This window comes from Streptomyces roseifaciens (assembly GCF_001445655.1).
Classification (GTDB): domain Bacteria; phylum Actinomycetota; class Actinomycetes; order Streptomycetales; family Streptomycetaceae; genus Streptomyces; species Streptomyces aureoversilis.
This window is the reverse complement of the sequence record NZ_LNBE01000003.1, coordinates 1,005,198-1,027,458: the sequence shown is the minus strand read 5'-3', so window position 1 is coordinate 1,027,458 and position 22,261 is coordinate 1,005,198. Positions and strand designations below refer to the sequence as shown.

Annotated in this window: 20 protein-coding genes; 11 read left to right on the top strand and 9 right to left on the bottom strand. The window is 72.3% G+C overall.

Features of this window, described 5'->3' with window-relative positions; genetic code table 11:
* Positions 1–159: 159 nt before the first annotated feature.
* Positions 160–1,986 (bottom strand): ABC transporter ATP-binding protein, encoded by a 1,827-nt coding sequence (locus tag AS857_RS10295; RefSeq protein ID WP_058042812.1) that lies wholly within the window; start codon positions 1,984–1,986, stop codon positions 160–162.
* Between the two features lie 111 nt (positions 1,987–2,097).
* Between AS857_RS10295 and AS857_RS10290 the strand changes: the two genes are divergently transcribed.
* The gene (locus AS857_RS10290; RefSeq protein ID WP_058042811.1) at positions 2,098–2,538 is read left to right on the top strand and encodes a MarR family winged helix-turn-helix transcriptional regulator; all 441 of its coding nucleotides are present in this window, start codon (positions 2,098–2,100) and stop codon (positions 2,536–2,538) included.
* Between the two features lie 32 nt (positions 2,539–2,570).
* On the opposite strand, the gene AS857_RS10285 is transcribed toward AS857_RS10290, so the two are convergent.
* A complete protein-coding gene (locus AS857_RS10285; protein WP_058042810.1) occupies positions 2,571–4,187 on the bottom strand; it encodes a peptide-N4-asparagine amidase in 1,617 nt (538 codons plus the stop codon).
* Between the two features lie 149 nt (positions 4,188–4,336).
* On the opposite strand from AS857_RS10285, the gene AS857_RS10280 reads away from it, so the two are divergent.
* A complete protein-coding gene (locus AS857_RS10280) occupies positions 4,337–6,160 on the top strand; it encodes an ABC transporter transmembrane domain-containing protein (RefSeq protein ID WP_058042809.1) in 1,824 nt (607 codons plus the stop codon).
* Positions 6,157–7,938: an ABC transporter ATP-binding protein gene (locus AS857_RS10275; RefSeq protein ID WP_058042808.1), complete on the top strand. Its 1,782-nt coding sequence runs from the start codon at positions 6,157–6,159 to the stop codon at positions 7,936–7,938. The genes AS857_RS10280 and AS857_RS10275 overlap by 4 nt, the downstream gene beginning before the upstream one ends.
* Positions 7,939–7,975: 37 nt before the next feature.
* Here AS857_RS10275 and AS857_RS10270 read toward each other — a convergent pair whose 3' ends face one another.
* Positions 7,976–8,767, bottom strand: coding sequence for a metal-dependent hydrolase (locus tag AS857_RS10270; protein ID WP_058042807.1), 792 nt, complete (start codon positions 8,765–8,767; stop codon positions 7,976–7,978).
* A 134-nt stretch (positions 8,768–8,901) separates the two neighbouring features.
* Between AS857_RS10270 and AS857_RS10265 the strand changes: the two genes are divergently transcribed.
* Positions 8,902–11,415, top strand: coding sequence for a DEAD/DEAH box helicase (locus AS857_RS10265; RefSeq protein WP_058042806.1), 2,514 nt, complete (start codon positions 8,902–8,904; stop codon positions 11,413–11,415).
* Between the two features lie 49 nt (positions 11,416–11,464).
* The gene (locus tag AS857_RS10260; protein ID WP_058042805.1) at positions 11,465–12,328 is read left to right on the top strand and encodes an acyl-CoA thioesterase; all 864 of its coding nucleotides are present in this window, start codon (positions 11,465–11,467) and stop codon (positions 12,326–12,328) included.
* A gap of 27 nt (positions 12,329–12,355) precedes the next feature.
* On the opposite strand, the gene AS857_RS10255 is transcribed toward AS857_RS10260, so the two are convergent.
* Together AS857_RS10255 and AS857_RS10250 are read right to left on the bottom strand one after the other, a co-directional pair.
* On the bottom strand, positions 12,356–13,342 hold the full coding sequence (locus AS857_RS10255; RefSeq protein WP_245699745.1) for a DUF6397 family protein: 987 nt from the start codon (positions 13,340–13,342) through the stop codon (positions 12,356–12,358).
* A gap of 151 nt (positions 13,343–13,493) precedes the next feature.
* Entirely contained in the window at positions 13,494–13,880 is a 387-nt protein-coding gene (locus tag AS857_RS10250) for a roadblock/LC7 domain-containing protein (RefSeq protein WP_058042803.1), read from the bottom strand.
* A 125-nt stretch (positions 13,881–14,005) separates the two neighbouring features.
* On the opposite strand from AS857_RS10250, the gene AS857_RS10245 reads away from it, so the two are divergent.
* On the top strand, positions 14,006–14,659 hold the full coding sequence (locus AS857_RS10245) for a class I SAM-dependent methyltransferase (protein WP_058042802.1): 654 nt from the start codon (positions 14,006–14,008) through the stop codon (positions 14,657–14,659).
* A gap of 70 nt (positions 14,660–14,729) precedes the next feature.
* Here AS857_RS10245 and AS857_RS10240 read toward each other — a convergent pair whose 3' ends face one another.
* Positions 14,730–15,500, bottom strand: coding sequence for an alpha/beta fold hydrolase (locus AS857_RS10240; protein WP_058044050.1), 771 nt, complete (start codon positions 15,498–15,500; stop codon positions 14,730–14,732).
* A gap of 101 nt (positions 15,501–15,601) precedes the next feature.
* Between AS857_RS10240 and AS857_RS10235 the strand changes: the two genes are divergently transcribed.
* Positions 15,602–16,129: a PadR family transcriptional regulator gene (locus AS857_RS10235; protein ID WP_058042801.1), complete on the top strand. Its 528-nt coding sequence runs from the start codon at positions 15,602–15,604 to the stop codon at positions 16,127–16,129.
* Here AS857_RS10235 and AS857_RS10230 read toward each other — a convergent pair.
* Positions 16,112–17,026, bottom strand: a complete 915-nt coding sequence (locus AS857_RS10230; RefSeq protein ID WP_058042800.1) for an oxygenase MpaB family protein — start codon at positions 17,024–17,026, stop codon at positions 16,112–16,114. The two genes, AS857_RS10235 and AS857_RS10230, sit on opposite strands and share 18 nt — an antisense overlap.
* A 125-nt stretch (positions 17,027–17,151) precedes the next feature.
* Here AS857_RS10230 and AS857_RS10225 point away from each other — a divergent pair, with 125 nt between their 5' ends.
* The 4 genes from AS857_RS10225 to AS857_RS10210 all read left to right on the top strand — a co-directional run bounded on the left by AS857_RS10225 (position 17,152) and on the right by AS857_RS10210 (position 20,946).
* Positions 17,152–17,415, top strand: a complete 264-nt coding sequence (locus AS857_RS10225) for a hypothetical protein (RefSeq protein ID WP_245700065.1) — start codon at positions 17,152–17,154, stop codon at positions 17,413–17,415.
* Positions 17,416–17,725: 310 nt separating this feature from the next.
* A complete protein-coding gene (locus AS857_RS10220; RefSeq protein WP_476718232.1) occupies positions 17,726–18,622 on the top strand; it encodes an alkaline phosphatase family protein in 897 nt (298 codons plus the stop codon).
* Between the two features lie 2 nt (positions 18,623–18,624).
* On the top strand, positions 18,625–19,911 hold the full coding sequence (locus AS857_RS10215) for an MFS transporter (RefSeq protein WP_058042798.1): 1,287 nt from the start codon (positions 18,625–18,627) through the stop codon (positions 19,909–19,911).
* 18 nt (positions 19,912–19,929) lie between these two features.
* Positions 19,930–20,946 carry a TolB family protein gene (locus AS857_RS10210; RefSeq protein ID WP_058042797.1) on the top strand — a complete coding sequence of 339 codons (1,017 nt, stop codon included), beginning with the start codon at positions 19,930–19,932 and terminating at the stop codon, positions 20,944–20,946.
* Between the two features lie 17 nt (positions 20,947–20,963).
* On the opposite strand, the gene AS857_RS10205 is transcribed toward AS857_RS10210, so the two are convergent.
* Complete coding sequence (locus AS857_RS10205; RefSeq protein WP_058042796.1) at positions 20,964–21,146, bottom strand: hypothetical protein; 183 nt, start codon at positions 21,144–21,146, stop codon at positions 20,964–20,966.
* Between the two features lie 67 nt (positions 21,147–21,213).
* Positions 21,214–22,248 (bottom strand): fatty acid desaturase family protein, encoded by a 1,035-nt coding sequence (locus AS857_RS10200; RefSeq protein WP_058042795.1) that lies wholly within the window; start codon positions 22,246–22,248, stop codon positions 21,214–21,216.
* Between the last annotated feature and the right edge of the window lie 13 nt (positions 22,249–22,261).

The window sequence follows — 22,261 nt, the reverse complement described above, 5'->3', positions numbered from 1 at the left end:
GGACGTTCGCAGCTCGGAGGTCGCCGGTGCCGGTGCCGGTATCGGTATCGGTATCGGTATCGCCGCCGGCGGACAGGGGCTCGGATCGCTTCATGATCCCTTGGATCCCCCGGGCAATACTCCCGCACACCTGTACGAGGACCCTCGGTCCGGCGCGGCCTACCCGGTCACGGCACCGGCCGTCGCACGGCCCGCGTCCCTGCTCACGAGCGCGGCGTAGTGCCCGTCCTCCGCGAGGAGTTCCTCATGGGTGCCCTGCTCGGTGACGCGCCCGCGGTCGAGGACGACGATCCGGTCGGCGTCGTGGACGGTCGAGAGGCGGTGGGCGATGGTGATGGTCGTCCGCCCGGCGGAGAGCGCGTCGATGGCCTCCTGGACGGCGTGCTCGGTGCGGGTGTCCAGGGCGCTGGTCGCCTCGTCGAGGATCAGCACCGGCGGATCGCGCAGGATCGTACGGGCGATGGCCAGGCGCTGCTTCTCACCGCCGGAGAAGCGGTAGCCCCGCTCGCCGACGAGGGTGTCGTACCCGTCGGGGAGGGCGGCGATGTGGTCGTGGATCTGTGCGGCGCGGGCCGCCGATCTGATCTCCTCGTCCGTCGCGTCGGGCTTGGCGAACCGGAGGTTGTCCGCGACGGAGGCGTGGAACAGATAGGTCTCCTGGGAGACCACGCCGACCGCCCGGGCCAGGGTGTCGAAGTCGAGGTCGCGGACGTCCACCCCGTCGAGCAGGACGCGGCCGCCGGTGACGTCGTAGAGGCGGGGCACGAGATAGCTGAGCGTGCTCTTGCCGGAGCCGGTCGGTCCGACGACGGCGAGGCTGCCGCCGGCCGGCACGGTCAGGTCGATCCCGCTGAGAGTGGGGGCCGAGGGCTCGCGCGAGCCCGGGGCGTCGTAGGAGAAGGCGACCTTTTCGAAGCGCACTTCGCCCCGCACCTTCTCCAGCCGCACCGGCTTCTTCGGCTCGGCGATGTCCACCGGGAGGTCGAGGTATTCGAAGATCCGCTGGAAGAGCGCGAGGGAGGTCTGCATCTGCACGCCCGTGGACAGCAGGCTGACGGCGGGCCGGAACATGCCCTGCTGGAGGGAGACGAAGGCCACCAGGGTGCCGATGGAGATGCCCGGACCGCCCGTCTGCAGGGCGATGCCCGCGGCCCAGTAGATGACGGCGGGCATCGCCGCCATGACGATGCCGATGGTGGACATCCGCCAGCGCCCGGCCATGCTCGCCCGTACTTCGAGGCCGACGAGCCGCTCGGACTCCTTGGCGAAGGACCGGGTCAGGGAGTCGGCCCGGCCCATCGTGCGGCCGAGGAGGATGCCGCTGACGGAGAGCGACTCGGTGACCATGGCGGCCATGACCGCCATCTGCTTCTGCCGCTGCGAGGTGATCTTCTTGCGCTCGCGGCCGACCCGGCGGCTGATCATCACGAACACCGGCAGCAGGAGCAGCGAGACGACGGTCAGCCGCCAGTCGAGGGCGAGCATCGCGACCACGGTGGCGACGACGCTGGTGAGGTTGGAGACGAGCGACGTGGCCGTGGAGGTGACGGTGGCCTGCATGCCGCCGATGTCGTTGGCGATGCGGGACTGCACCTCGCCGGTGCGGGTGCGGGTGAAGAAGGCGAGCGGCATCCGCTGGAGCCGGTCGTAGACGGCGGCGCGCAGGTCGTGCATGACGCGCTGGCCGACCGTCGTGGAGAGCAGGGTCTGCACGACGCCGAAGACGCTGTTCACGACGGCGGCGGCGATCATCCCGAGCGCGAGGAGGCTCAGCAGCCCCGTGCGCCCTTGGGGGATCGCGGTGTCGAGGATCTCGCGCAGCAGGAAGGGCGAGGCGACGGAGACGAGCGAGGAGGCGGCGACGAGCAGGCCGACGAGGGCGAGCCTGCCTCGGTAGGGGCGGAACAGCCGGAGGATGCGCCGCACCTGGGCGGGCTGCTCCGGATCGGCGGGCGGTGGGGTCCAGTTCTCTTCGTCGTGACGCATGGGCTCCTGGTTTTCAGAGGTGGCTGTTTTCAGAGGCGCATTGGCCGATCACCGAGCCTAGCTCACTGTTACCTAAGCTCACAATGAATTTGGTCCTGGTAACCTCTGATCATGACCGCCCCCGACACGTCCGGACAGCTCGCCGAGCAGTTGCTGCGCCTCACCCGCAGGCTCCACCGGGCCCAGAAGCGCTATCTGGACCCGGTCGGGATCACCCCTGCCCAGTCACGGCTGCTGCGTACCGTCGCGCACTACGACCACCCGCCGCGGATGGCGGATCTCGCGCAGCGCCTGGAGGTCGTGCCGCGGGCAGTGACCACCCTCGTCGACGCCCTGGAGGCCGGCGGCTCGGTGCGCCGGGTGCCGGATCCGTCCAACCGGCGGGTCATCCGCATCGAGCTGACCGACGAGGGCCGCAGGATCCTGAGGAAGCTCAGGGAGGCCCGGCGGGCGGCCGTGGAGGACGTCCTCGCGCCCCTCTCGGCGGAGCAGCGCAGCCGGCTCGGCAGCCTGCTGGACGAACTGATGGCGGGCCCGGGCCCCGCCTGCTGAAGGCGCGGCCCGGCACGCTGCCGCCAGGAGGGTCAGCAGGAGCGCCTGTCCTCCGTCAGCTCTCCCTGAGCCGTGGCCAGGGTCCGGTCGTAGCAGGTCCCCGGACCGAGGAGGCGGTAGCGCTCACGCGAGACGCCGGTGGCGTGCCGCTGGTCCCTCGGGACGTTCTGGTTGTACGCCGCGTCGCCGGTGTAGGTGTCGTCCATCAGCGACCACCCGAGCCGCTTGCCGGCGCGCAGGGTGACGCTGTCGGAGCGGTCCCCCATCCTCATCACGGTCCGCAGCCGGTCGCCCGCGCCGATGCTGATCTCGCCGTCCATGCTGTAGACCCGGTGGGCGCGGGTCGTCGTGGCGGGTCCGTGGCCGGCCACCTTGACGTTCTCGTCGTCGGTCCAGCGGGCCTGAAGGGCGTCCTTCGACTCGCCGTCGGTCCAGCTGTGGGTGGACGCCGCGGCGACCTTGCGGGCGACGGTGGTGGTCACCCTTCCGTGCGAGGTGTCGACGTAGCCGGAGACCGTCAGGGAGTGCCCGCCGTCGGCCTTCAGCCGGTGCTCCTTGCCCGGTTCGTAGGCGACCGTGTTCGCGGGTGCACCCGCCTCGTGCCCGGTGAGGGCCCCGGTGACCCGGGTCGCCCCGGCGTCCTGCCAGACCAGGATGTTGGTCGGCGTGCTCCAGCCGCTCTGCCCCTCCGGCACGCCGGCCACCGAGATGGTGACCCGGTGCGCCTTCCCGTCGTTCAGCTGCCCCGCGAAGGGCGTCAGGTCGTACTCCACCGGCCGGACGTCGAAGGCCCGCGGGCCCGGAATGACGTACCACAGGAAGGGGTTGGACCAGCCGCCCGTCCATACGGTGGGGAAGGGCGCGGCGATCCCGGCGAGTTTGCCGTCCACGGAGACCTGGACCTCGCGGTACGGGCCGTCCTTGGCCTTGCACGAGTACGGCGCCGCGTCCGGCACGGTCAGGTACCAGAACTCCTCGCAGCCACCGCCCGAGCCGGTCGCGTACACCTCGGCCACGATCCGCTCGCTGTTGCGCGGAGTGGTCAACAGCCCCTCATAGGACGTACCTGTGGTGTGCGCGCCGTCCAGAGTGAGCACCTTGTCCGGCGTATGTGCCGCCCCGGCCCGCCCCTCGGCGGCGTAGAAGGTCAGCGTCGCCTTGACCTTGATGACGCCCGTGTAGGTTTCGTTCACCAGGTTGCCGATGAGCATCTCGACGGGCTGCTTGTCCCGGAAGGTGGCCGCGTAGCGGGTGACGTCCTTCTCGACGTGCCAGGTGATGCCCTCGGGCGAGGGCTCCGGGGTGGAGGTGCGCAGGATCTCCACGCCGCCGACCTGCAGATAGCCCAGGCGGTCGTACTGCCGTCCGGCGACGGCCCCGTCGAGCCGCAGGACGACCTTGTTCCAGCGGTCGCCGCAGCCCTTGGGCGGCAGGTAGGTGCTCTTGTAGGGCGTGTAGTCGCGGAACTCGGTGTCGGCGACGGTGACCGTGCAGGCCTTGGTGCCGGGCGTGGCCACCGGCGGGCCGGCGGTGATCGGGTCGTGCCAGTCGGTGCCGAACTCGGTCGGCGGGCCCGCGGCCAGGGCGGGGCCCATGCCCAGCACCAGACCGGCGGTCGCGGCGCACAGCGCGAGCAACAGTCGTCTCATGGGGCAGGAGTGAAGCGGTTCGTACTCCAGTGCGCCAGAGCCCCTTTGGCCTGATCCGTCGCCGGAGTGCGAAAACCGGTTGAATGCTGCACTCCAGTGGCGCGAACCTTTCACAGCTCCTGCCGGCTCGCCCGCACCCCTGGGATGACATGCAGATCCGCGACCTTCCGTATACCGATCCCGGCCGGCCCGACACCAGGTCGGGACCGCGATTACTGCTCTGGCTCGGGCGGCATCAGCTGGCCGGCCAGGCGAAGGCCATGGCGTGGGGCGTGGTGCACATGGCCGCCGTGGCCGCGCTGCCGGTGGCCCTCGGCATCGCCGTCCAGGCCGTGGTCGACCGCTCCGGCGCCCGGCTCGCCCTGGCGGGCGGGCTGATGGTGCTGCTGGGCGGTCTCGTGGCGCTGGGCGACACGATGCTGCACCGCACGGCCGTCACCAACTGGATCACGGCCGCGGCGCGCGTGCAGCAGCTTCTGGCCCGCAAGACGGCCGAGTTGGGTGCCACGCTGACCCGTCAGGTCGCGGCCGGCGAGGTCGTCGCGGTGTCGACGGGTGACGTCGAGAAAATCGGCTGGTTCGTGGAGGCGCTGTCGCGCTTCGGCTCCGCACTGTTCACGACGCTGTTCGTGTGCGTGGCCCTGGTGGTCTACCAGCCGGCCCTCGGCACGGTCGTCGCGCTGGCGGTGCCCGCCCTGGTCCTGGCCGTGCTGCCCCTGCTGCCGCCCGCGACGAGACGGGCCGACGAGCAGCGTGACAAGGCGGGGTACGCCACGGAGCTGGCCTCGGACACCGTGGCCGGACTGCGCGTGCTGCGCGGCATCGGCGGCGAGGAGCTGTTCCTGGACCGCTACCGGCGCGCCTCCCAGGAGGTGCGCCGTGCTGCCGTGCGCAGTGCCCGGATGTGGGCGCTGATCGCGGCGGTCCAGGTGCTGCTGCCCGGACTGCTGCTGATCGCGGTGGTCGGCTACGGGGTCGGGCTGGTCCAGGACGGCCGGGTGGGCGTCGGGGAACTGGTCACCGTCTACGGCCTGGTCACCTTCCTCCTCTTCCCGCTCAGGGTGTTCGAAGAGATCGCCATGGCCTATTCCTTCTCCCGGCCGTCAGCGGAGCGCGCGGCCCGCGTGCTGTCGCTGGGGCGTATCGCACGGACCGGAGCAGGCGAGGGTCCCGCGGAGGTGCCGGCAGGTGACCTGTACGACCCGGAGAGCGGGTTGTCGGCACCGGCAGGCCGGCTGACCGCGGTGGTGTGCGGCGACCCGGACGCGGCCGGCCGGCTGGCCGACCGGCTGGGCGGGCACGCCGCGGCGGGGGCCGAGGGGGTGCCCTCGGCGCTGCTCGGCGGCATCGCGCTGGACGGGCTGCCGCTGGAGACGGCCCGCACCGCGGTGCTCGTCCAGGACAAGGACCCGGTGCTGCTGTCGGGGACGCTCGCCGAGTTGCTGGACGTGCCGGCCTCCGGAGCCGTCCCGGCCGAGGCCGCGCTGGCGGCGGCACAGTGCGGTGACGTGCTGACCGCTCTCGCACAGGCCTCCCCGGACGCTTCCAAGGACCCCATGCGGACCCGCATCACCGAGCGGGGGCGCTCGCTGTCGGGTGGACAGCGGCAGCGGCTGGCGCTGGCCCGGTCGCTGGTCACCGACCCGCAGGTGCTGGTGCTCGACGAGCCGACGTCGGCGGTCGACTCGCACACCGAGGCCCGGATCGCCGACGGCCTGCGGGCGCTGCGGCAGGGCCGTACGACGGTGGTGTTCTCCTCCAGCCCGCTGCTGCTCGACCGGGCGGACCGCGTGGTGTTCGTCCAGGAGGGCCGCGCGGTGGCGGTGGGAACGCACCGCGGACTCCTGCGGGACGACCCCGCGTACCGCGCGGTGGTCACGCGGGAGACGGACCCCGTCGCGCGGCCCGCGGGGGAACTGGACGCGGAGCTCACCGAGCTCGGCGAGAGCGAACAGATCGAGGAGTCGGCATGATCGGCGTGGCACCACCGGCGCACGACCCCGCGGCGCCGGAATCGGCGACCACCCTCCCGGTCGCCGCGCCCGCGACCGTCCGGGCCTACGTGAGCACGCTGCTCCGCAGGCACCGCAGGGCGTTCGTCGTACTGGTGGCGGTGAACGCCGTCGCCGTGACCGCCTCCATGGTGGGTCCCTATCTGCTGGGCGGCATGGTGGAGGACCTGGCGGCGGGTGCGCGGGAGGTTCATCTGGGGCGCACGCTCTCACTGTTCGCCGTCGCGCTCGCCGTGCAGACGGTGTTCGTGCACATGGTGCGGCTGCGCGGGTCGGTGCTCGGCGAGGAGATCCTGGCGGATCTGCGCGAGGACTTCCTCGTGCGGTCGGTGGGGCTGCCGCCGGGCGTCCTGGAGCGGGCCGGCACCGGCGACCTGCTGTCGCGGATCACCACCGACATCGACCGGCTGGCCAATGCCATGCGCGAGGCCGTGCCCCAGCTGGCGATCGGCTTCGTGTGGGCGGCGCTGCTGCTGGGAGCGCTGACGGTCACCGCGCCGCCGCTCGCACTGTGCGTGCTGGTCGCGGTGCCCGTGCTCGTCATCGGCTGCCGCTGGTACTTCCGCCGGGCGCCGGGCGCCTACCGTTCGGAGGCCGCGGGGTACGCGGCGGTCGCGGCGTCGCTCACCGAGACCGTCGACGCGGGGCGGACCGTCGAGGCGCACCGGCTGGGCGAGCGTCGCGTGGCGCTCTCCGACCACCGGATCGCCTCCTGGACCCAGTGGGAGCGGTACACCCTGTGGCTGCGCTCGGTCCTCTTCCCCGTGATCAACGTGACCCACTCGCTGGTCTTCGGCTCCGTGCTGATCATCGGTGGTGTCTTCGTGCTCCAGGGCTGGGTCACCGTCGGGCAGCTGACGACCGGCGCGCTGTTCGCGCAGATGCTCGTCGAGCCGGTCGGCCTGATCCTGCGCTGGTACGACGAGCTCCAGATCGCACAGGTGTCACTCGCCCGGCTGGTGGGGGTCCGCGAGATCGGCGGGGACGGCGCGGACGACGGCGCGGAGCCCGAGGGCCGGGAGGTGCGGGCGGACGAGGTGCGGTTCGGCTACCTGGAGGGCAACGACGTCCTGCACGGCGTCTCCCTCGCGGTCCGGCCGGGGAGCCGGGTGGCGCTGGTCGGCCCGTCCGGCGCGGGAAAGTCGACACTGGGCCGGCTGCTGGCCGGGATCTACGCACCGCGCTCGGGCGCGGTGACGCTCGGCGGCGCGGAGCTCGCGCGGATGCCTGCGGAGCGGGTGCGCCGCCATGTGGCCCTGGTCAATCAGGAGCACCACGTCTTCGTCGGGTCCCTGCGCGACAACCTGCTGCTGGCGCGGACGGCGGCCGAGGACGGCGAGCTGTGGTCGGCCCTGACGGCGGTGGACGCCGACGGCTGGGCGCGTGCGCTCGATGCCGGGCTGGACACGGAGGTGGGTTCGGGCGGGCTCGCGCTCACCCCGGCCCAGGCCCAGCAGATCGCGCTGGCCCGGCTCGTCCTGGCGGATCCGCACACGCTGGTGCTGGACGAGGCGACCTCCCTGCTGGACCCGCGCGCGGCCCGGCACCTGGAGCGCTCGCTGGCGACGGTGCTGGAGGGACGCACCGTGGTGGCCATCGCGCACCGGCTGCACACCGCCCACGACGCGGATGTGATCGCGGTGGCGGAGGACGGCCGGATCTCCGAGCTGGGCAGCCACGACGAGCTGGTCGCGGCGGGGGGTACGTACGCGGCGCTGTGGCGCTCCTGGCACCGCTAGCCGAAGCGGGCGGGGCGTGGGGCCGGGCGCCCCGGGGTCAGATGAACTCCAGGGCGCCCAGCCCGCCCAGGCCGCCGAGGAACAGGAACGCGGGCATGAGGACCTTGAGCTCCACCCAGCTGCCCGCCCGGAAGCGCATGGCCTTCGGCGGCCCGACGGGATACCAGCGCTTGCGGCCGACGGGTATGGGCCACAGGATCGGGCAGCCGGAGACGGTGAGCGCGTCGCCGATGTCGTGCACCAGGGCGCCGAGGACGATCGGCAGGCCCAGCCACAGGTACTCCTGGCCCGGGTCGGAGAAGAGCCAGTCGGCACCGTTGCCCGGCTCGTTCAGGACGCCGGCCAGTATCCAGGCGCTGGTGGCGCCGAGGAGCCAGACGAGGACGTCGCTGGAGGTGCGGGCGGCGCGCCACAGGAGTCCTTCGACGGCGAGCACCAGGTGGACGAAGAGGATGCCGAGCACGGCCCAGCGGCCGCCGGTCACAGCCAGCGCCGAGGCCCCGCCACCGATCAGGACGGCCCAGAGCCAGGTGTGGGTGAGGGTGCGGTGTCCGCCGTTGCGGCGCGGATCGCCGTGCCCGCGGGTGGCCTTGTAGACCGAGTGCGAGAGCTTGTCGATGATGCCGCACAGCACGCGCGATATCGGGCCGAAGGCCCGCGATATCGTCGCCGACTTGTGGTCGAGGTCGGGGGCGAGAGCCGCTCCGGCGCAGATCAGGGTGCCGACGACGAGCACCGGCCAGGGCATCGGGTGGCCGGCTGCGGCCACCGCCGCCCCCACTCCCAGCCAGGCGGCCGCTCCCGAGAGCGAGTGCGCCGGTCCCATCATGGTCGATTCCCCTCCTCGTGCCGGCCGGCCCCGGCTTTCCTGACGCCGGGTCGGCGACTCAGCGTAGCGTCCGGATGATCACCATTGGACCGGCCGGTTCCCTGATCCGGTCCGGGGCCAGGCAGTATGGAGGGGTGACCCTTATCGATCAGATGCCGAGCCATGCCGACCCCGATGCCCTTTTCGAAGCCTTCTCGACCTGGGCCGAGGAGCGGGGCATCTCGCTGTACCCCGCGCAGGAGGAGGCGCTGATCGAGGTGGTCTCCGGGGCGAACGTGATCCTTTCCACGCCCACGGGTTCCGGCAAGAGCCTGGTCGCGGCCGGAGCGCACTTCACCGCGCTCGCCAACGACCAGGTGACCTTCTACACCGCGCCCATCAAGGCGCTGGTGTCGGAGAAGTTCTTCGACCTGTGCAAGATCTTCGGCACGGAGAACGTCGGCATGCTCACGGGCGACGCCTCGGTCAACGCCGACGCGCCCGTCATCTGCTGCACCGCCGAGGTGCTCGCCTCCATCGCGCTGCGGGACGGCAAGGACGCCGACATCGGCCAGGTCGTGATGGACGAGTTCCACTTCTATGCGGAGCAGGACCGGGGCTGGGCGTGGCAGATCCCGCTGCTGGAGCTGCCCCAGGCCCAGTTCATCCTGATGTCGGCGACCCTGGGCGATATGTCCCGGTTCGAGGAGGACCTGACCCGGCGCACGGGACGTCCGACGGCCGTCGTCCGCTCGGCGACCCGGCCCGTGCCGCTGTCCTACGAGTACCGCGCGACGCCGCTCACCGACACCCTCACCGAGCTGCTGCAGACGCAGCAGTCCCCGGTCTACATCGTGCACTTCACCCAGGCCGCGGCCGTGGAGCGGGCACAGGCGCTGATGAGCATCAACATGTGCTCGCGCGAGGAGAAGGACGAGATCGCCAAGCTCATCGGCAACTTCCGCTTCACCACCAAGTTCGGCCGGAACCTCTCGCGCTACGTCCGGCACGGCATCGGCGTGCACCACGCGGGCATGCTGCCCAAGTACCGCCGGCTGGTGGAGCGGCTCGCGCAGGCGGGGCTGCTGAAAGTCATCTGCGGCACGGACACCCTCGGCGTCGGCGTCAACGTGCCGATCCGCACGGTGCTGTTCACCGCCCTGACCAAGTACGACGGCCAGCGGGTGCGGACGCTGCGGGCCCGGGAGTTCCACCAGATCGCGGGCCGGGCCGGGCGTGCCGGATTCGACACGGCAGGGTTCGTCGTCGCCCAGGCCCCCGACCACGTCGTCGAGAACGAGAAGGCCCTGGCCAAGGCCGGTGACGACCCCAAGAAGCGGCGCAAGGTCGTCCGCAAGAAGGCGCCCGAGGGCTTCGTCAGCTGGAACGAGAACACCTTCGAGAAGCTCATCGCCTCCGAGCCGGAGCAGCTCACCTCCCGCTTCCGCGTCACCCACGCGATGCTGCTGGCGGTCATCGCCCGCCCGGGCAACGCCTTCGAGGCGATGCGCCGCCTGCTGGAGGACAACCACGAGCCGCGCAGGAACCAGCTGCGGCACATCCGCCGCGCCATCGCGATCTACCGCTCCCTCCTGGACGGCGGCGTGGTCGAGCGGCTCGACGAGCCCGACGCCGAGGGCCGTATCGTGCGCCTGACCGTCGACCTGCAGTCCGACTTCGCGCTCAACCAGCCGCTGTCGACGTTCGCACTCGCCTCCTTCGAGCTCCTGGACCCGGAGTCGCCGTCCTACGCCCTGGACATGGTCTCGGTCGTGGAGTCGACGCTGGACGACCCGCGGCAGATCCTCGCGGCGCAGCAGAACAAGGCGCGCGGCGAGGCGGTCGCCGTGATGAAGGCGGACGGCGTCGAGTACGAGGACCGCATGGAGCGGCTCATGGACGTCACCTACCCCAAGCCGCTGGAAGAGCTGCTGACCCACGCCTACAACCTCTACCGCAAGAGCCACCCCTGGGTCGGCGACCACCCGCTGTCCCCGAAGTCGGTCATCCGCGACATGTACGAGCGCGCCATGACCTTCACGGAGTTCACCTCCCACTACGACCTGGCGCGGACCGAGGGCATCGTCCTGCGCTACCTCGCCGGTGCGTACAAGGCGCTGGACCACACCGTCCCCGACGACCTGAAGTCCGAGGACTTCGAGGACCTGATCGCCTGGCTGGGCGAGATGGTGCGCCAGGTCGACTCCAGCCTGCTGGACGAGTGGGAGCAGCTGGCCAACCCCGAGGAGGAGACGGCCGAGCAGGCGCAGGACCGCGCCGACCAGGTCAAGCCCGTCACGGCGAACGCCCGCGCCTTCCGCGTGCTGGTGCGCAACGCCCTCTTCCGGAGGGTCGAGCTGGCCGCCCTCGACAAGGTGGGCGAGCTCGGCGAGATGGACGCCGAGTCCGGCTGGGACGAGGACCGCTGGGCCGAGGCCATGGACGCGTACTGGGACGAGTACGACGACCTGGGGACCGGGCCCGACGCGCGCGGCCCGAAGCTGCTGCGGATCGAGGAGAAGCCGCAGGACGGCCTGTGGCGGGTGCGCCAGACCTTCGCGGACCCCAACGGCGACCACGACTGGGGCATCACCGCCGAGGTGGACCTCACCGCCTCCGACGAGGAGGGCCGCGCGGTGGTCCGCGTCGTGGAGGTCGGTCAGCTGTAGCCTCCGAGGCACGGCCCACGCGTCGGGCCCCGGCGGCGAAGGAGGCCCGATGACCACACCGACCGACCGTCTGGTGGGTCTGCTCGACCTGGAGCAGATCGACCTGAACATCTTCCGGGGCCGCAGTCCCGACGAGTCGCTGCAGCGCGTGTTCGGCGGGCAGGTCGCCGGGCAGGCGCTGGTCGCGGCCGGGCGGACCACCGACGGTGACCGCCCGGTCCATTCGCTGCACGCGTACTTCCTGCGCCCCGGGCGGCCGGGAGTGCCGATCGTGTACCTGGTGGAGCGGGTGCGCGACGGCCGCTCCTTCACCACGCGGCGCGTGGTGGCCGTCCAGCAGGGCCGTACGATCTTCAATCTCACCGCCTCCTTCCACGAACCCGAGCCGGGCTTCGAGCACCAGGTGCCCGCGCCGGACGTGCCGGCGCCCGAGGAACTGCCACGGCTCGCCGACGAGATCCGCGAGCGCCTCGGCGAGCTGCCCAGCGCGCTGCGCCACATGGAGCGCCGGCTGGCCTTCGACATCCGCTACGTGGACCGGCTCCGCTGGACCCCGCAGGAGCTGGCGGACACGGAGCCGCGCAGCGCGGTGTGGATGCGCGCGCTGGGGCCGCTGGGCGACGACCCGCTCGTGCACACCTGCGCCCTCACGTACGCGAGCGACATGACGCTGCTCGACGCCGTACGCATCCCGGTGGAACCGCTGTGGGGGCCGCGCGGCTTCGACATGGCCTCGCTGGACCACGCGATGTGGTTCCACCGGCCCTTCCAGGCGGACGAGTGGTTCCTCTACCAGCAGGAGTCACCCATCGCGACGGGCGCCCGGGGCCTGGCCCGCGGTCAGATCTTCGACCGCGAGGGCCGGCTGCTGGTGTCGGTGATGCAGGAGGGTCTGTTCCGCAAGGTGGGCTGAGCGCCCGGGGCCCGGTCCGGCCGGGCGTCATGCGATGCGCCGCAGCCGGCGCAGCCACGCCCGCAAACCGGCCGGAGCCTCCTCCCGGTCCCGCCCGGCCTCCTGGTCCCCCGCCGTCCCCTTCGGCTCCCGCTCCTGCTCCGGCCCCGGTCCCGGTCCCGCCGCGAGGTGGTCCGACCGGCCCTCCTCCCGCACACCCCCGTCCGGCTCCCGCGCGGGACCCGCGGGCTCATGCCCATCGGGCCTCGGAGCCGTCCGGGCCTCCCGGGCTGCGGCCAGGGCCAGGGCGAGCCGTTCCCGGTGGCGCCCGATCTCGTCGGCGTCGACGGCGAGCGTCACCCTCTCGATGACCTCCCGCGCCGCCGCCGAGTCCGAGCGGATCCCGGCGAGGTCCGGGCGCAGCGCACTGACGTACGCCCGCTCGTACGGGTCGGGCACGGCATCCGCCAGCTGGTCGGGGGCGAGCACGGCTGCGACGGCCGCCGCCTGCTCCCAGGGGTCCGCCGTCCGCCCGGTCAGCTGGCCGAGCCGCCGGGTGCGCCAGCTCCGGGCCCGCTGGTCGTCACGCCCCTCCAGCTCCAGGCGGAGCCCGGGAGGCGTGCGCCCCGTGAGGAGCTCGGGGTTGGCGTCGGCGAACTCCACGAGGTCGGCGGCCAGATAGTGCCAGACCACCGCCCGGTAGCGATTGACGTAGAACCTCACGGGGGCGAAGCAGCCCGCTTTGGCAAGGCGTGCGAAGCGAGCGGGGCTCACCCCCATCAGCTGGGCGGCCTCGGCCGTGCCCACCGCCCACAGGCGGTTGCGCAGCGACTCGGGGAAGCCCTCGCCGGAACGGTGTCGTTCGATCTCTTCCCGCGTGACCCGCGGCCTCCCGCCGGGAGCTGACACCGTCCGCACATGGCCCAGCTGCACGGCCAGTTCGAATTCGCGGGACTTCAGGCCAAGCTCCCGCGCCGCCCTCCCACAGGCCACCGTGGCCGTCGCGCTCCGCTCCCGGCATTCCTGCACCGCCATGGAACCCTCCCCCGTCATCGCCCGATCACTGTCGATTACTGACAGTGACGACGATAGCGGCGGAGTACGACAGCCCGCCCGCCCTGTGGATAACCCTCGTCGACGCGCCTCGCCGACGCGCCTCGCCTGCTACCTCGCTCCCCCGCCCCGCCTACTGCCTGGCCTCGACGCCCAGGTGCTCGCCGACACGGTTGACCAGCAGCGTCATCTCGTAGCCGATCTGGCCGATGTCGGCCTCCGCTCCCCCGAGGACGCACAGACAGCTGCCGTCGCCCGCGGCCGTCACGAACAGCACGCCTTCGTCGAACTCGACCATCGTCTGCCGCACCCGGCCCGCCCCGAACTGACGTCCCGTGCCCTTCGCGAGGCTGTGCAGCCCCGACGCGACCGCGGCCAGGTGCTCGGCGTCCTCCTGCTGCAGGCTCGCACTGGCCCCCGTCACCAGCCCGTCGTTGGAGAGCACCAGTGCGTGCCGTATGTGCTCGATGCGCTCGGTCAGGTCGTCCAGCATCCAGTCGAGCCCCTTGCCGACTGCCATGTCCCGCCTCCCCGTTCGGCTGTTCCCCGTAACTGCCGTGCCAGCCTTGCTCACCCGCGTGCCGTCGGCAACCCGTCCCGGCCCGTCGGCACGTGTCCGTGCGCAAGTTGGCACATGATGGGGACATGGCACAGCAAACGACCAAGGAACAGTGGCGGGATCCCGCCCACGTGCAGGAGTTCTTCACCGAGCGGGCGGGCGACTGGGACGCCCGCTTCCCCGGTGACGGACCCGCCTACGACGCCGCCGTCGCCGATCTCGGGCTGCGCCGCGGCGATGCGGTCCTGGACGCGGGGTGCGGTACCGGGCGGGCGCTTCCGGCCCTGCGCGCCGCGGTCGGCCCGCGGGGCGTCGTGCTCGGCGCGGACCTCACGCCCGCGATGCTGGACGCCGCCGTGCGGGCGGGCCGGCATCACGACGGGCAACTGCTCCTGGCCGACGTCACCACGCTGCCGCTGCGCGACGGTTCGGTCGACGCCGTCTTCGCCGCGGGTCTCATCTCGCACCTGGCGGACCTGGTGGCGGGCCTGCAGGAGCTGGCCCGCGTCGTACGGCCCGGCGGGCGGCTCGCGCTCTTCCACCCCGTCGGGCGTGCCGCGCTCGCCGCCCGCCACGGCCGTCAGGTGACGCCCGACGACGAGCGCGCCGAGCCCAACCTGCGCCCCCTGCTGGCGCGCGGCGGCTGGCACCTGGACTCGTACACGGATGAAGACACCCGTTTCCTGGTGCTGGCGACCCGGACGGATGGGCCGGAGCCGCACGCGGCGGCCCGCGGCTGAGGAGTCACCAAGGCAGCAGGGGCGACAGGGGTCGGCAGGGTCCGGAGGGACGGAAAAGCAGGAGGGAGGGTCAGGAGGGCAGGAGGGACGGTGCGGCGACCGCTTCGACGAAGGCGGCGGGGTTGTCGAACATCATGTTGTGCCCGGCGCCGGGCACGGTCTCCACGGCCACTCCCGAGGCCTCCAGCTCCTCGCGCCCCGGCAGCTCACCGCTGAGCTCCCCCATCAGGTATGTCCGCGGAATGGTCATCTCCTGCAGCAGGCGGCGCATCGTCGGCCGGGTCCCGCGCACCAGGCCGATCGCGCTGCGGTGCAGGGCGGTGGGGTCGGCGAGCCGCATCGTCGCGCGCCACAGCGGACCGACCCGCTGCAGGGTGTCCGTGAATCCCCCGCCGTGGACGAAACCTTCCTCCGTGTAGGAGGCGATGCCGCTGCTGCCGGCCGTCCGGGGCGGGTCGGGGTCGAGGTTGGCCTCGGCGAGGACCAGCCGCGAGACCAGTTCGGGCCGTCGCGCGGCGAGCACGATGGCGACGCTTCCGCCCATGCTGTGGCCCACGACCTCGGCCCCCTTGACCCCGGCCGAGTACAGGGCCGCCGCCACCGCGTCGGCGTGCTCCTCGAGCGTGTAGCCGAAGTCCAGGGGGCGGTCGCTGATGCCGTGTCCCGGCAGGTCGACAAAGAGCGAGCGCCGGTCGGACAGCGCTGCGGCGGCGGCGATGTGCGCGTGGTAGACGGCCGAGGCCGATCCCAGACCGTGGAGGTAGACCCGCGCGGGGCCGCCTCCGGAGGCCTCGGTCCATCGCACACAGGCCCCCGTGGATCCGAACTCCGCCTGTCGCATGCCGTTCTCCCCTCCAGCGATTCCGTACTGGATCATCACCATACATCGATCTCGATGTACCGCCATAGCGATGTACACCGGCCGTCGGGTTGAATACCGCCATGCTTGAACTCGCCATCCTCGGATTCCTCTACGACGCCTCGCTGCACGGCTACGAGCTGCGCAAGCGCATCGCCGCGCTCACCGGGCACGTCAAGCCCGTGGCAGAGGGCTCGCTGTATCCGGCGATCAAGCGGCTGGAGTCGGCGGGGCTGCTCGCCCGGGAGACCCGGCCGGGCTCCGGAGCCGCCCCGCGGCACGTCCTCTCCCTGACGGCGCACGGCCGCGCGGAGCTGCGGCACCGCCTCGCGGAGCCGGCCGACAACGACATCACGGACGAGAACCGCTGGTTCACGGTGCTCGCGTTCCTGCGCCACCTGGGCGAACCGGCGGGGCAGGCCGCCGTCCTGGAACGGCGGCTCGCCTTCCTCCAGCAGCCGGCGAGCTTCTTCTACGCCGGTGACCGGCCGCTGCACGCCGAGGAGATCGAGGACCCCTTCCGGCGGGGCGTGCTCACCATCGCCCGCGCCACCAGCCGTGCGGAGCTGACCTGGCTGCGCGAGACGATCGGCTCACTCCGCCGCATCTGAGGGGGCCCGTCCGTGCGGCACCGGGCAGGAGCCGGGGCGCGCACCTCGCCGGACGCCCGGGAACGTGCCCAGCTCCGCAACGGCGTATCCGTTGGGATAGCCCTTGATCTCGGGGTTCTGGCGCACGAAGTGAGGGACGCGGCGCGGCGGGAGGAGGCGTACGGCCTTGGCACGGGTCCGCAGGGCGCCCCGGACAAGGGCGCGGGTGGCGGGGTGCGGCTGCTCGTAGCGGAAGGCCCGCAGCAGGGAGTCGTCCAGCAGGGCCCGGCTCGCGCCGCGCACGAGCGGGGCGAGCGGACGCGGGTACCAGGAGGCCATCAGGTCGAGCGTGGCGTCGGACACGCGCCGCCCGCCCTCGTCCCAGCCGAAGTGCTCGGCCTCGTACTCGTCCAGGTGGCGCTCGAACTCCGCATAGGACCCCGGGATGTCCTGGATGCCCATGTGCTTGCCGAGGGTGCGGTAGTACGCCGCTATGGCGTGCCGCTCGTGTCCGGAGAACCGGCGCCAGCCGTACGCGTCGACCCACCTCCCCGGGATGACGACGAAGGTGCACAGGACGTAGCGCATGTCGTCGTTGCTGATGTCATAGCTGCGGTGCATCTGGTTGATTCGGCGGATCGCCGACCGGCCGCTCTCGCTGTCGAATCCGTGCTCCACTACGGCGTCGAGCAGGAGGGCCGTGTCGTCGTACCGCTTCTGCGTGCGGTCGGGGAACTCGCCCGTCCCGGCCAGGAGGCGGCCGATACTGGGCACTGCGTAGGTCCTGTAGAGGGCGAGTTCCAACGCGCGGGTGATGTCCCAGGGGAACTCCAGGGTCGCCATCATCCGGTAGATCTTGAAGAAGTCCCGCTCGGGATCCATTCGCCGGATCTCCTCGAGCCGGTCGTAGCGCTTCACTCGGCGGTCGCCCCTTCGTTCGTCGGAGGTTCAACTCTACGGGTGGCGGGCACACTTGAACGACCACGGCCCGGACCGCTCGCGGAGGCAGGTGACGATCGGTGTTCGACAAGCTCCGCAAGCGCATCGAGGAGGCCTGGCAGTTGCCGGAGCCCCCGCCGCCCGCCGCGCGGCAGCGCAATCTCTTCGAGGCGGCCGCCGTCTATGTGGCGGCGTGCGCCGAGGACGACCACGACAGAAGCGCCGAGGCGGCCCGCTGGGTCTCCCCCGAAGCGCTCTGCTTCGGAGTGAACGAGCTCGCATGCCGGGCGGTCATCGCGCTCGCCCGTGAACACGACGAGACACCGCAGCACATGGCACGCAAACTGCTGGGCCTGCCCGCCGCCTGAGGCGCGCCCGCACATCGCACACGGCGGGGAACGCACGGCACGCAGGACGACTCCGTGCACACGCCGTACGCCCCTCCCTGCGTACGCAGAACAGCCCTCCGTACGCACGCAGGACAGCCCCCGTAACGCGTCCCTCACGCATGCCGGGCTGCCGCATTCCGCAGGGCGTTGTTCCCGAAGCCGTCACCTTGAAGGCGTGTACATGTCATGCGCGCCGCCCTACATTTCCCTCACGCCCCTCCGGCTGCCGCCCCGCCCAGCGCCTTCCCCGCAGGCACCCGCCTGCCCGCCCGCCTGTACGGAGGACACCGTGCCCGCCGCACCCACCCGCGCCCCCGCCCTGCGCCACCCCCGCCGCCGTCACCTCGGCGCCCTGGCCACGGCCTTCGGCCTCGCCGCCGTCTCCCTCGGCCTGTGGGGCCCGCACTCCTCCGCCGCGGCGGCCGTGCCCACCCCGGACCACGTCGTGGTCGTCGTCTTCGAGAACCACGCCTACGGCCAGGTCATGGGCAGCTCCAGCGCTCCCTACATCAACTCCCTCGCCGCGGGAGGGGCCAGTCTGACCGCGTCGTACGCCGAGACGCACCCCAGCCAGCCCAACTACTACGCGCTGTTCTCCGGGGACACCCAGGGCGTCACCGACGACAGCTGTGTCACCCCGGGCTTCAGCGACGAGCCCAACCTCGCCTCCGAACTGGTCGCCGTGGGCAGGACCTGGGCCAGCTACAACGAGTCCCTGCCTGCCGAGGGATCCACCACCTGCAAGAGCGGCAAGTACGCGCAGAAGCACAACCCGTGGTTCGGTTTCAGTAACGTGCCCACCAGCACCGCGCACACCATGAGCGCCTTCCCCGGCGACTACGGCAAGCTGCCGACCGTGTCCTTCGTCGTGCCGAACCTCTGCAGTGACATGCACGACTGCTCCGTGGGCACCGGCGACACCTGGCTGAAGAACAACCTCAAAGGTTATGCGGACTGGGCCAGGACCCACAACAGCCTGCTCCTCATCACCTTCGACGAGGACAACAGGCTCAGCGGCAACCGCATCCCGACCGTCTTCTACGGACAGCCCGTCAAGGCGGGTTCCACCTCCGGCACCACCTACAACCACTACGACGTCCTGCGCACCATCGAGGACATGTACGGCACGGCGCACGCCGGGCACGCAGCGGGAGCCAAGGACATCACCGGCATCTGGAACAGCTGACCGTGTACCTCGCGGACAGCCGCACCGCCCCGGGCGTCCCCGACACCGCCGGCCGGGCCCCCTCCCCCGGCCGGCGGGCCGCCGTCCCCGCGACCGTGCTCGCCCTGGGCACCGTCAGCCTCGTCACGGACGTCTCCTCGGAGATGGTCACCGCAGTCCTGCCGCTCTACCTGGTGGCCGAACTCGGGCTGTCGCCGCTGGGCTTCGGCTTCCTGGACGGCATCCACAACGGCGTCAGCGCGCTCGTACGGCTGGTCGGCGGCAGGTTCGCCGACCGCGGTCCGGGCGGCCACAAAGCCGTGGCCGCCGCCGGCTACGGCCTCTCCGCCCTGTGCAAGCCGCTGCTGCTCGTCGTGCACAGCGTGCCCCTGATCGGCGCCGTGCTCGCTGCCGACCGCACGGGCAAGGGCCTGCGCACCGCACCCCGCGACGCCATGATCTCGCTGGCCTGCGCACCGGACGGCCGGGGCCGGGCCTTCGGCGTGCACCGTGCGATGGACACCGCGGGCGCGCTGCTCGGTCCCCTGACCGCCTTCCTCATCCTGCGAGCGGCGGCCGGCGGATACGACGCCGTGTTCACCGTGAGCGGCTGCGTGGCCGTCCTCGGCGTACTCGTCCTCCTGCTCTTCGTGCCCGGCCGCGCGGCCTCCCGCGGGCACCGCACACCGGCGGGCAAGGCGCCCCTGCGGGCCGTCTCGCGCCGCCCGGAGGTCCGCAGGCTGACCGTCTGTGCGGCGCTGCTGGGGCTGACCACCGTCAGCGACTCGTTCCTGTACCTCACGCTGCAGCGGCGACTGGACCTGTCCGAGGCCTGGTTCCCGCTCCTGCCGCTGGGGACGGCCACCACCTTCCTCCTGCTGGCCGTCCCCCTGGGGGCCGTCGCCGACCGCTTCGGCCGCCGGCGGCTGTTCCTCTGCGGCCACCTCGCGCTCCTGGGGGCGTACGCCGTGCTCCTCGTCCCGCTCGGCGACTCGCCCGTCCTGCTGTGGCCTGCGCTCGCCCTGCACGGCGGCTTCTACGCGGCCACGGACGGCGTGCTGGCCGCCGCCACGGCCGATGCCGTTCCGGAGGCCGTCCGCGGCAGCGGGCTCGCCGTCGTCCAGACCGGGCAGGCGGCCGCCCGCTTCGTCTGCTCGCTCGCCTTCGGTGCGGCCTGGACGGCGTGGGGCGACCGCACGGCGCTGGCGGCGGCAGCAGCCGGTCTCGCCGTCTCCGCCGCCGTCAGCGCACTGCTGCTGCGCCCGGCGGAACCCCTGCCCGCGGACGGCCCTCCGGCGCCCGTCCGCTGAACCACGAGGACCGCCCTGATGAACCTCAAGAACCGTCTCCTGATCCTCGTCGCGGCCGTGCTGGTCCTGGGCGGGGTCGCGCTGGCCGCCACGCTGCACGCCGCCGGGCGGGCCGCCGAGAAGGACCGGGCGCGGCCCGGCGGCCCGCGGGTCAGCCGCGGCGAGGTCGTCCTGGACGCGCCGGGCCGGAGCGTCTTCCGGAACATGGCCTGGGGGCCGCACCGCGACGAGATCGCCTCGGTGCCCGCCGCCGACCCGGCGGGGCCCCGCACCTCGTCCGGGGTGCGCTGCCTGCGCTTCCACTCGGCCGGCGGGACGGGGATCTGCCTGCAGGCGGTGCACGGCGGGCTCCGGGACGGCTACCGGGCCGTCGTCCTGGACGCCCGGCTGCGCGAGCTGCGCCGCTACGACCTGGCGGGCGTGCCGACGAGGGCCCGGGTCTCCCCCAGCGGCCGCTCCGTCGCCTGGACCGTCTTCGTCAGCGGGGACTCGTACGCGGGGACGGACTTCTCCACCCGCACCTCCGTACTGGACCTGGGCAGCCGGACGCTGGACCGCAACCTGGAGGACTACCGGTTCTTCCTGGACGGCCGGCTCCACAAGGCGGCGGACATCAACGTCTGGGGCGTCACCTTCGCCGACGACACGCACTTCTACGCGACCCTCGCCACGGGCGGGCGCACGCACCTGGTGCGCGGTGACCGCACCGACCGGACGCTGCGCTCGCTGCACTCCAACGTCGAGTGCCCGTCCCTCTCGCCGGACGGGACGCGCATCGCCTACAAGAAGCGCGTCGGGGGCGCGCCCGACGACGCGCCCTGGCGGCTGTACGTCCTGGATCTGGGGACCTTGCGCGAGACCGCGACGGCCGAGCGGCGCAACATCGACGATCAGGTGGTGTGGCGGGACGGGCACACCCTCGTCTATGCGCTGCCCGGCGACTACGGATCGGATCTGTGGTCCGTCCCGGCGGACGGATCCGGCAGCCCGCGGGTCACGATGCCCGCGGCGCTGGCGCCGGCCTTCACCGGCTGACCCCTACCGGGGAACCGTCAGCGCCCCAGCTCCTTGCGCGACACCCGGCGCAGCCTCTTGCGCTGCGAGGAGTCCAGCAGGAGATACGCGCCGACCGGCACCCCGACCATCACCAGCAGTGCGGCCCAGAAGGGCAGCAGCCACAGCAGGATGACTCCGACCGCCACGCCTCCGACGGCGACCTTGGTCCTGTTGCTCATGTCCCTGCCTCCTTCGCGACGGCTGCCGCTCTGTCCGTGAGAACGCCCGGCGGCGGCGCCTGGTTCCTCACCCGGTCCGCAGCGGGGCGCCCACCGCGTGCATGTGGTGCAGCGCCTCGCGGTACGAGTCGACGATTCCAGTCTCGGTGTACGGCAGCCCGGACGCGCGGCAGTGCGCGCGGACCAGCGGCCGGGCGAGGCGCAGGTGGGGGCGCGGCATGCTGGGGAAGAGGTGGTGCTCGATCTGGTAGTTCAGCCCGCCCATGAGCCAGTCGGTGACGGGGCCGCCGCGCACGTTGCGCGAGGTGAGGACCTGGCGGCGGAGGTGGCCCCGGCGTGCGCCGTCGGCCGGATCCGGCATCTCCATGCCCTTGTGGTTGGGGGCGAAGACCATGCCGAGGTGGAGGCCGAAGAGGGCGTGGTGGACGAGGGCGAAGGCGAGGGCCTTGCCCGGGGACATCGCGGACAGCAGGAGGGTGGCGTAGCCGGCCGTGTGGAGGGCCAGGAGTGCGGCTTCCGTCCGCCGTTCGGCCGGGCTCTGCCGTTTGAGGTCGCGCACGCTCGAGATCTTCAGGTTGATGCCTTCGAGCAGGAGCATCGGGAAGAAGAGGCGGGCCTGATTCCGGGTGAGCCACCGCGTGAAGCCCTGTCGCTGTGCGGCCTGCCGCTGGGTCCAGACGAGTGCTCCGACGCCGACGTCGGGGTCCTTGTCGACGTGGTTGGGGTTGGCGTGGTGGCGGTTGTGCTTGTCGTTCCACCACGCGTAGCTCATGCCCAGCAGCAGGTCCGCGTGGACGAGGCCGATCAGCCGCCCGGTGCGCCGGGTTCCGGTTATCTGGGCGTGTCCGCTGTCGTGCCCGACGAAGGCGGTGCGGGCCCAGAACAGGGCGGCGGGCCCGGCCAGCAGGAGGGTCCACCAGGAGTCGCCGCAGAGCACGATCCCGGCGGCCGTGGCGGCGAGCCCGAGGAGGTTCACGGCGATGCTGCGCGCGTACCAGCCTCTCCGGCGTTCGAGGAGGCCCTGCCCCCGGACCTGGCGGAGGAGCGGGGCGAAGTCACTGCCTGCAGCGGGTTCCGCGAGCAGCGTGGTGGCCTGGGGCATGGGGTCTCCGGAC

What these genes read in the sequence shown, in the direction of transcription:
- AS857_RS10295 (WP_058042812.1), bottom strand. Translation starts at nt 1,986, where the DNA reads ATGCGTCACGACGAAGAGAACTGGACCCCACCGCCCGCCGATCCGGAG.
- AS857_RS10290 (WP_058042811.1), top strand. Translation starts at nt 2,098, where the DNA reads ATGACCGCCCCCGACACGTCCGGACAGCTCGCCGAGCAGTTGCTGCGC.
- AS857_RS10285 (WP_058042810.1), bottom strand. Translation starts at nt 4,187, where the DNA reads ATGAGACGACTGTTGCTCGCGCTGTGCGCCGCGACCGCCGGTCTGGTG.
- AS857_RS10280 (WP_058042809.1), top strand. Translation starts at nt 4,337, where the DNA reads ATGCAGATCCGCGACCTTCCGTATACCGATCCCGGCCGGCCCGACACC.
- AS857_RS10275 (WP_058042808.1), top strand. Translation starts at nt 6,157, where the DNA reads ATGATCGGCGTGGCACCACCGGCGCACGACCCCGCGGCGCCGGAATCG.
- AS857_RS10270 (WP_058042807.1), bottom strand. Translation starts at nt 8,767, where the DNA reads ATGATGGGACCGGCGCACTCGCTCTCGGGAGCGGCCGCCTGGCTGGGA.
- AS857_RS10260 (WP_058042805.1), top strand. Translation starts at nt 11,465, where the DNA reads ATGACCACACCGACCGACCGTCTGGTGGGTCTGCTCGACCTGGAGCAG.
- AS857_RS10255 (WP_245699745.1), bottom strand. Translation starts at nt 13,342, where the DNA reads ATGGCGGTGCAGGAATGCCGGGAGCGGAGCGCGACGGCCACGGTGGCC.
- AS857_RS10250 (WP_058042803.1), bottom strand. Translation starts at nt 13,880, where the DNA reads ATGGCAGTCGGCAAGGGGCTCGACTGGATGCTGGACGACCTGACCGAG.
- AS857_RS10245 (WP_058042802.1), top strand. Translation starts at nt 14,006, where the DNA reads ATGGCACAGCAAACGACCAAGGAACAGTGGCGGGATCCCGCCCACGTG.
- AS857_RS10240 (WP_058044050.1), bottom strand. Translation starts at nt 15,500, where the DNA reads ATGCGACAGGCGGAGTTCGGATCCACGGGGGCCTGTGTGCGATGGACC.
- AS857_RS10235 (WP_058042801.1), top strand. Translation starts at nt 15,602, where the DNA reads ATGCTTGAACTCGCCATCCTCGGATTCCTCTACGACGCCTCGCTGCAC.
- AS857_RS10210 (WP_058042797.1), top strand. Translation starts at nt 19,930, where the DNA reads ATGAACCTCAAGAACCGTCTCCTGATCCTCGTCGCGGCCGTGCTGGTC.
- AS857_RS10205 (WP_058042796.1), bottom strand. Translation starts at nt 21,146, where the DNA reads ATGAGCAACAGGACCAAGGTCGCCGTCGGAGGCGTGGCGGTCGGAGTC.
- AS857_RS10200 (WP_058042795.1), bottom strand. Translation starts at nt 22,248, where the DNA reads ATGCCCCAGGCCACCACGCTGCTCGCGGAACCCGCTGCAGGCAGTGAC.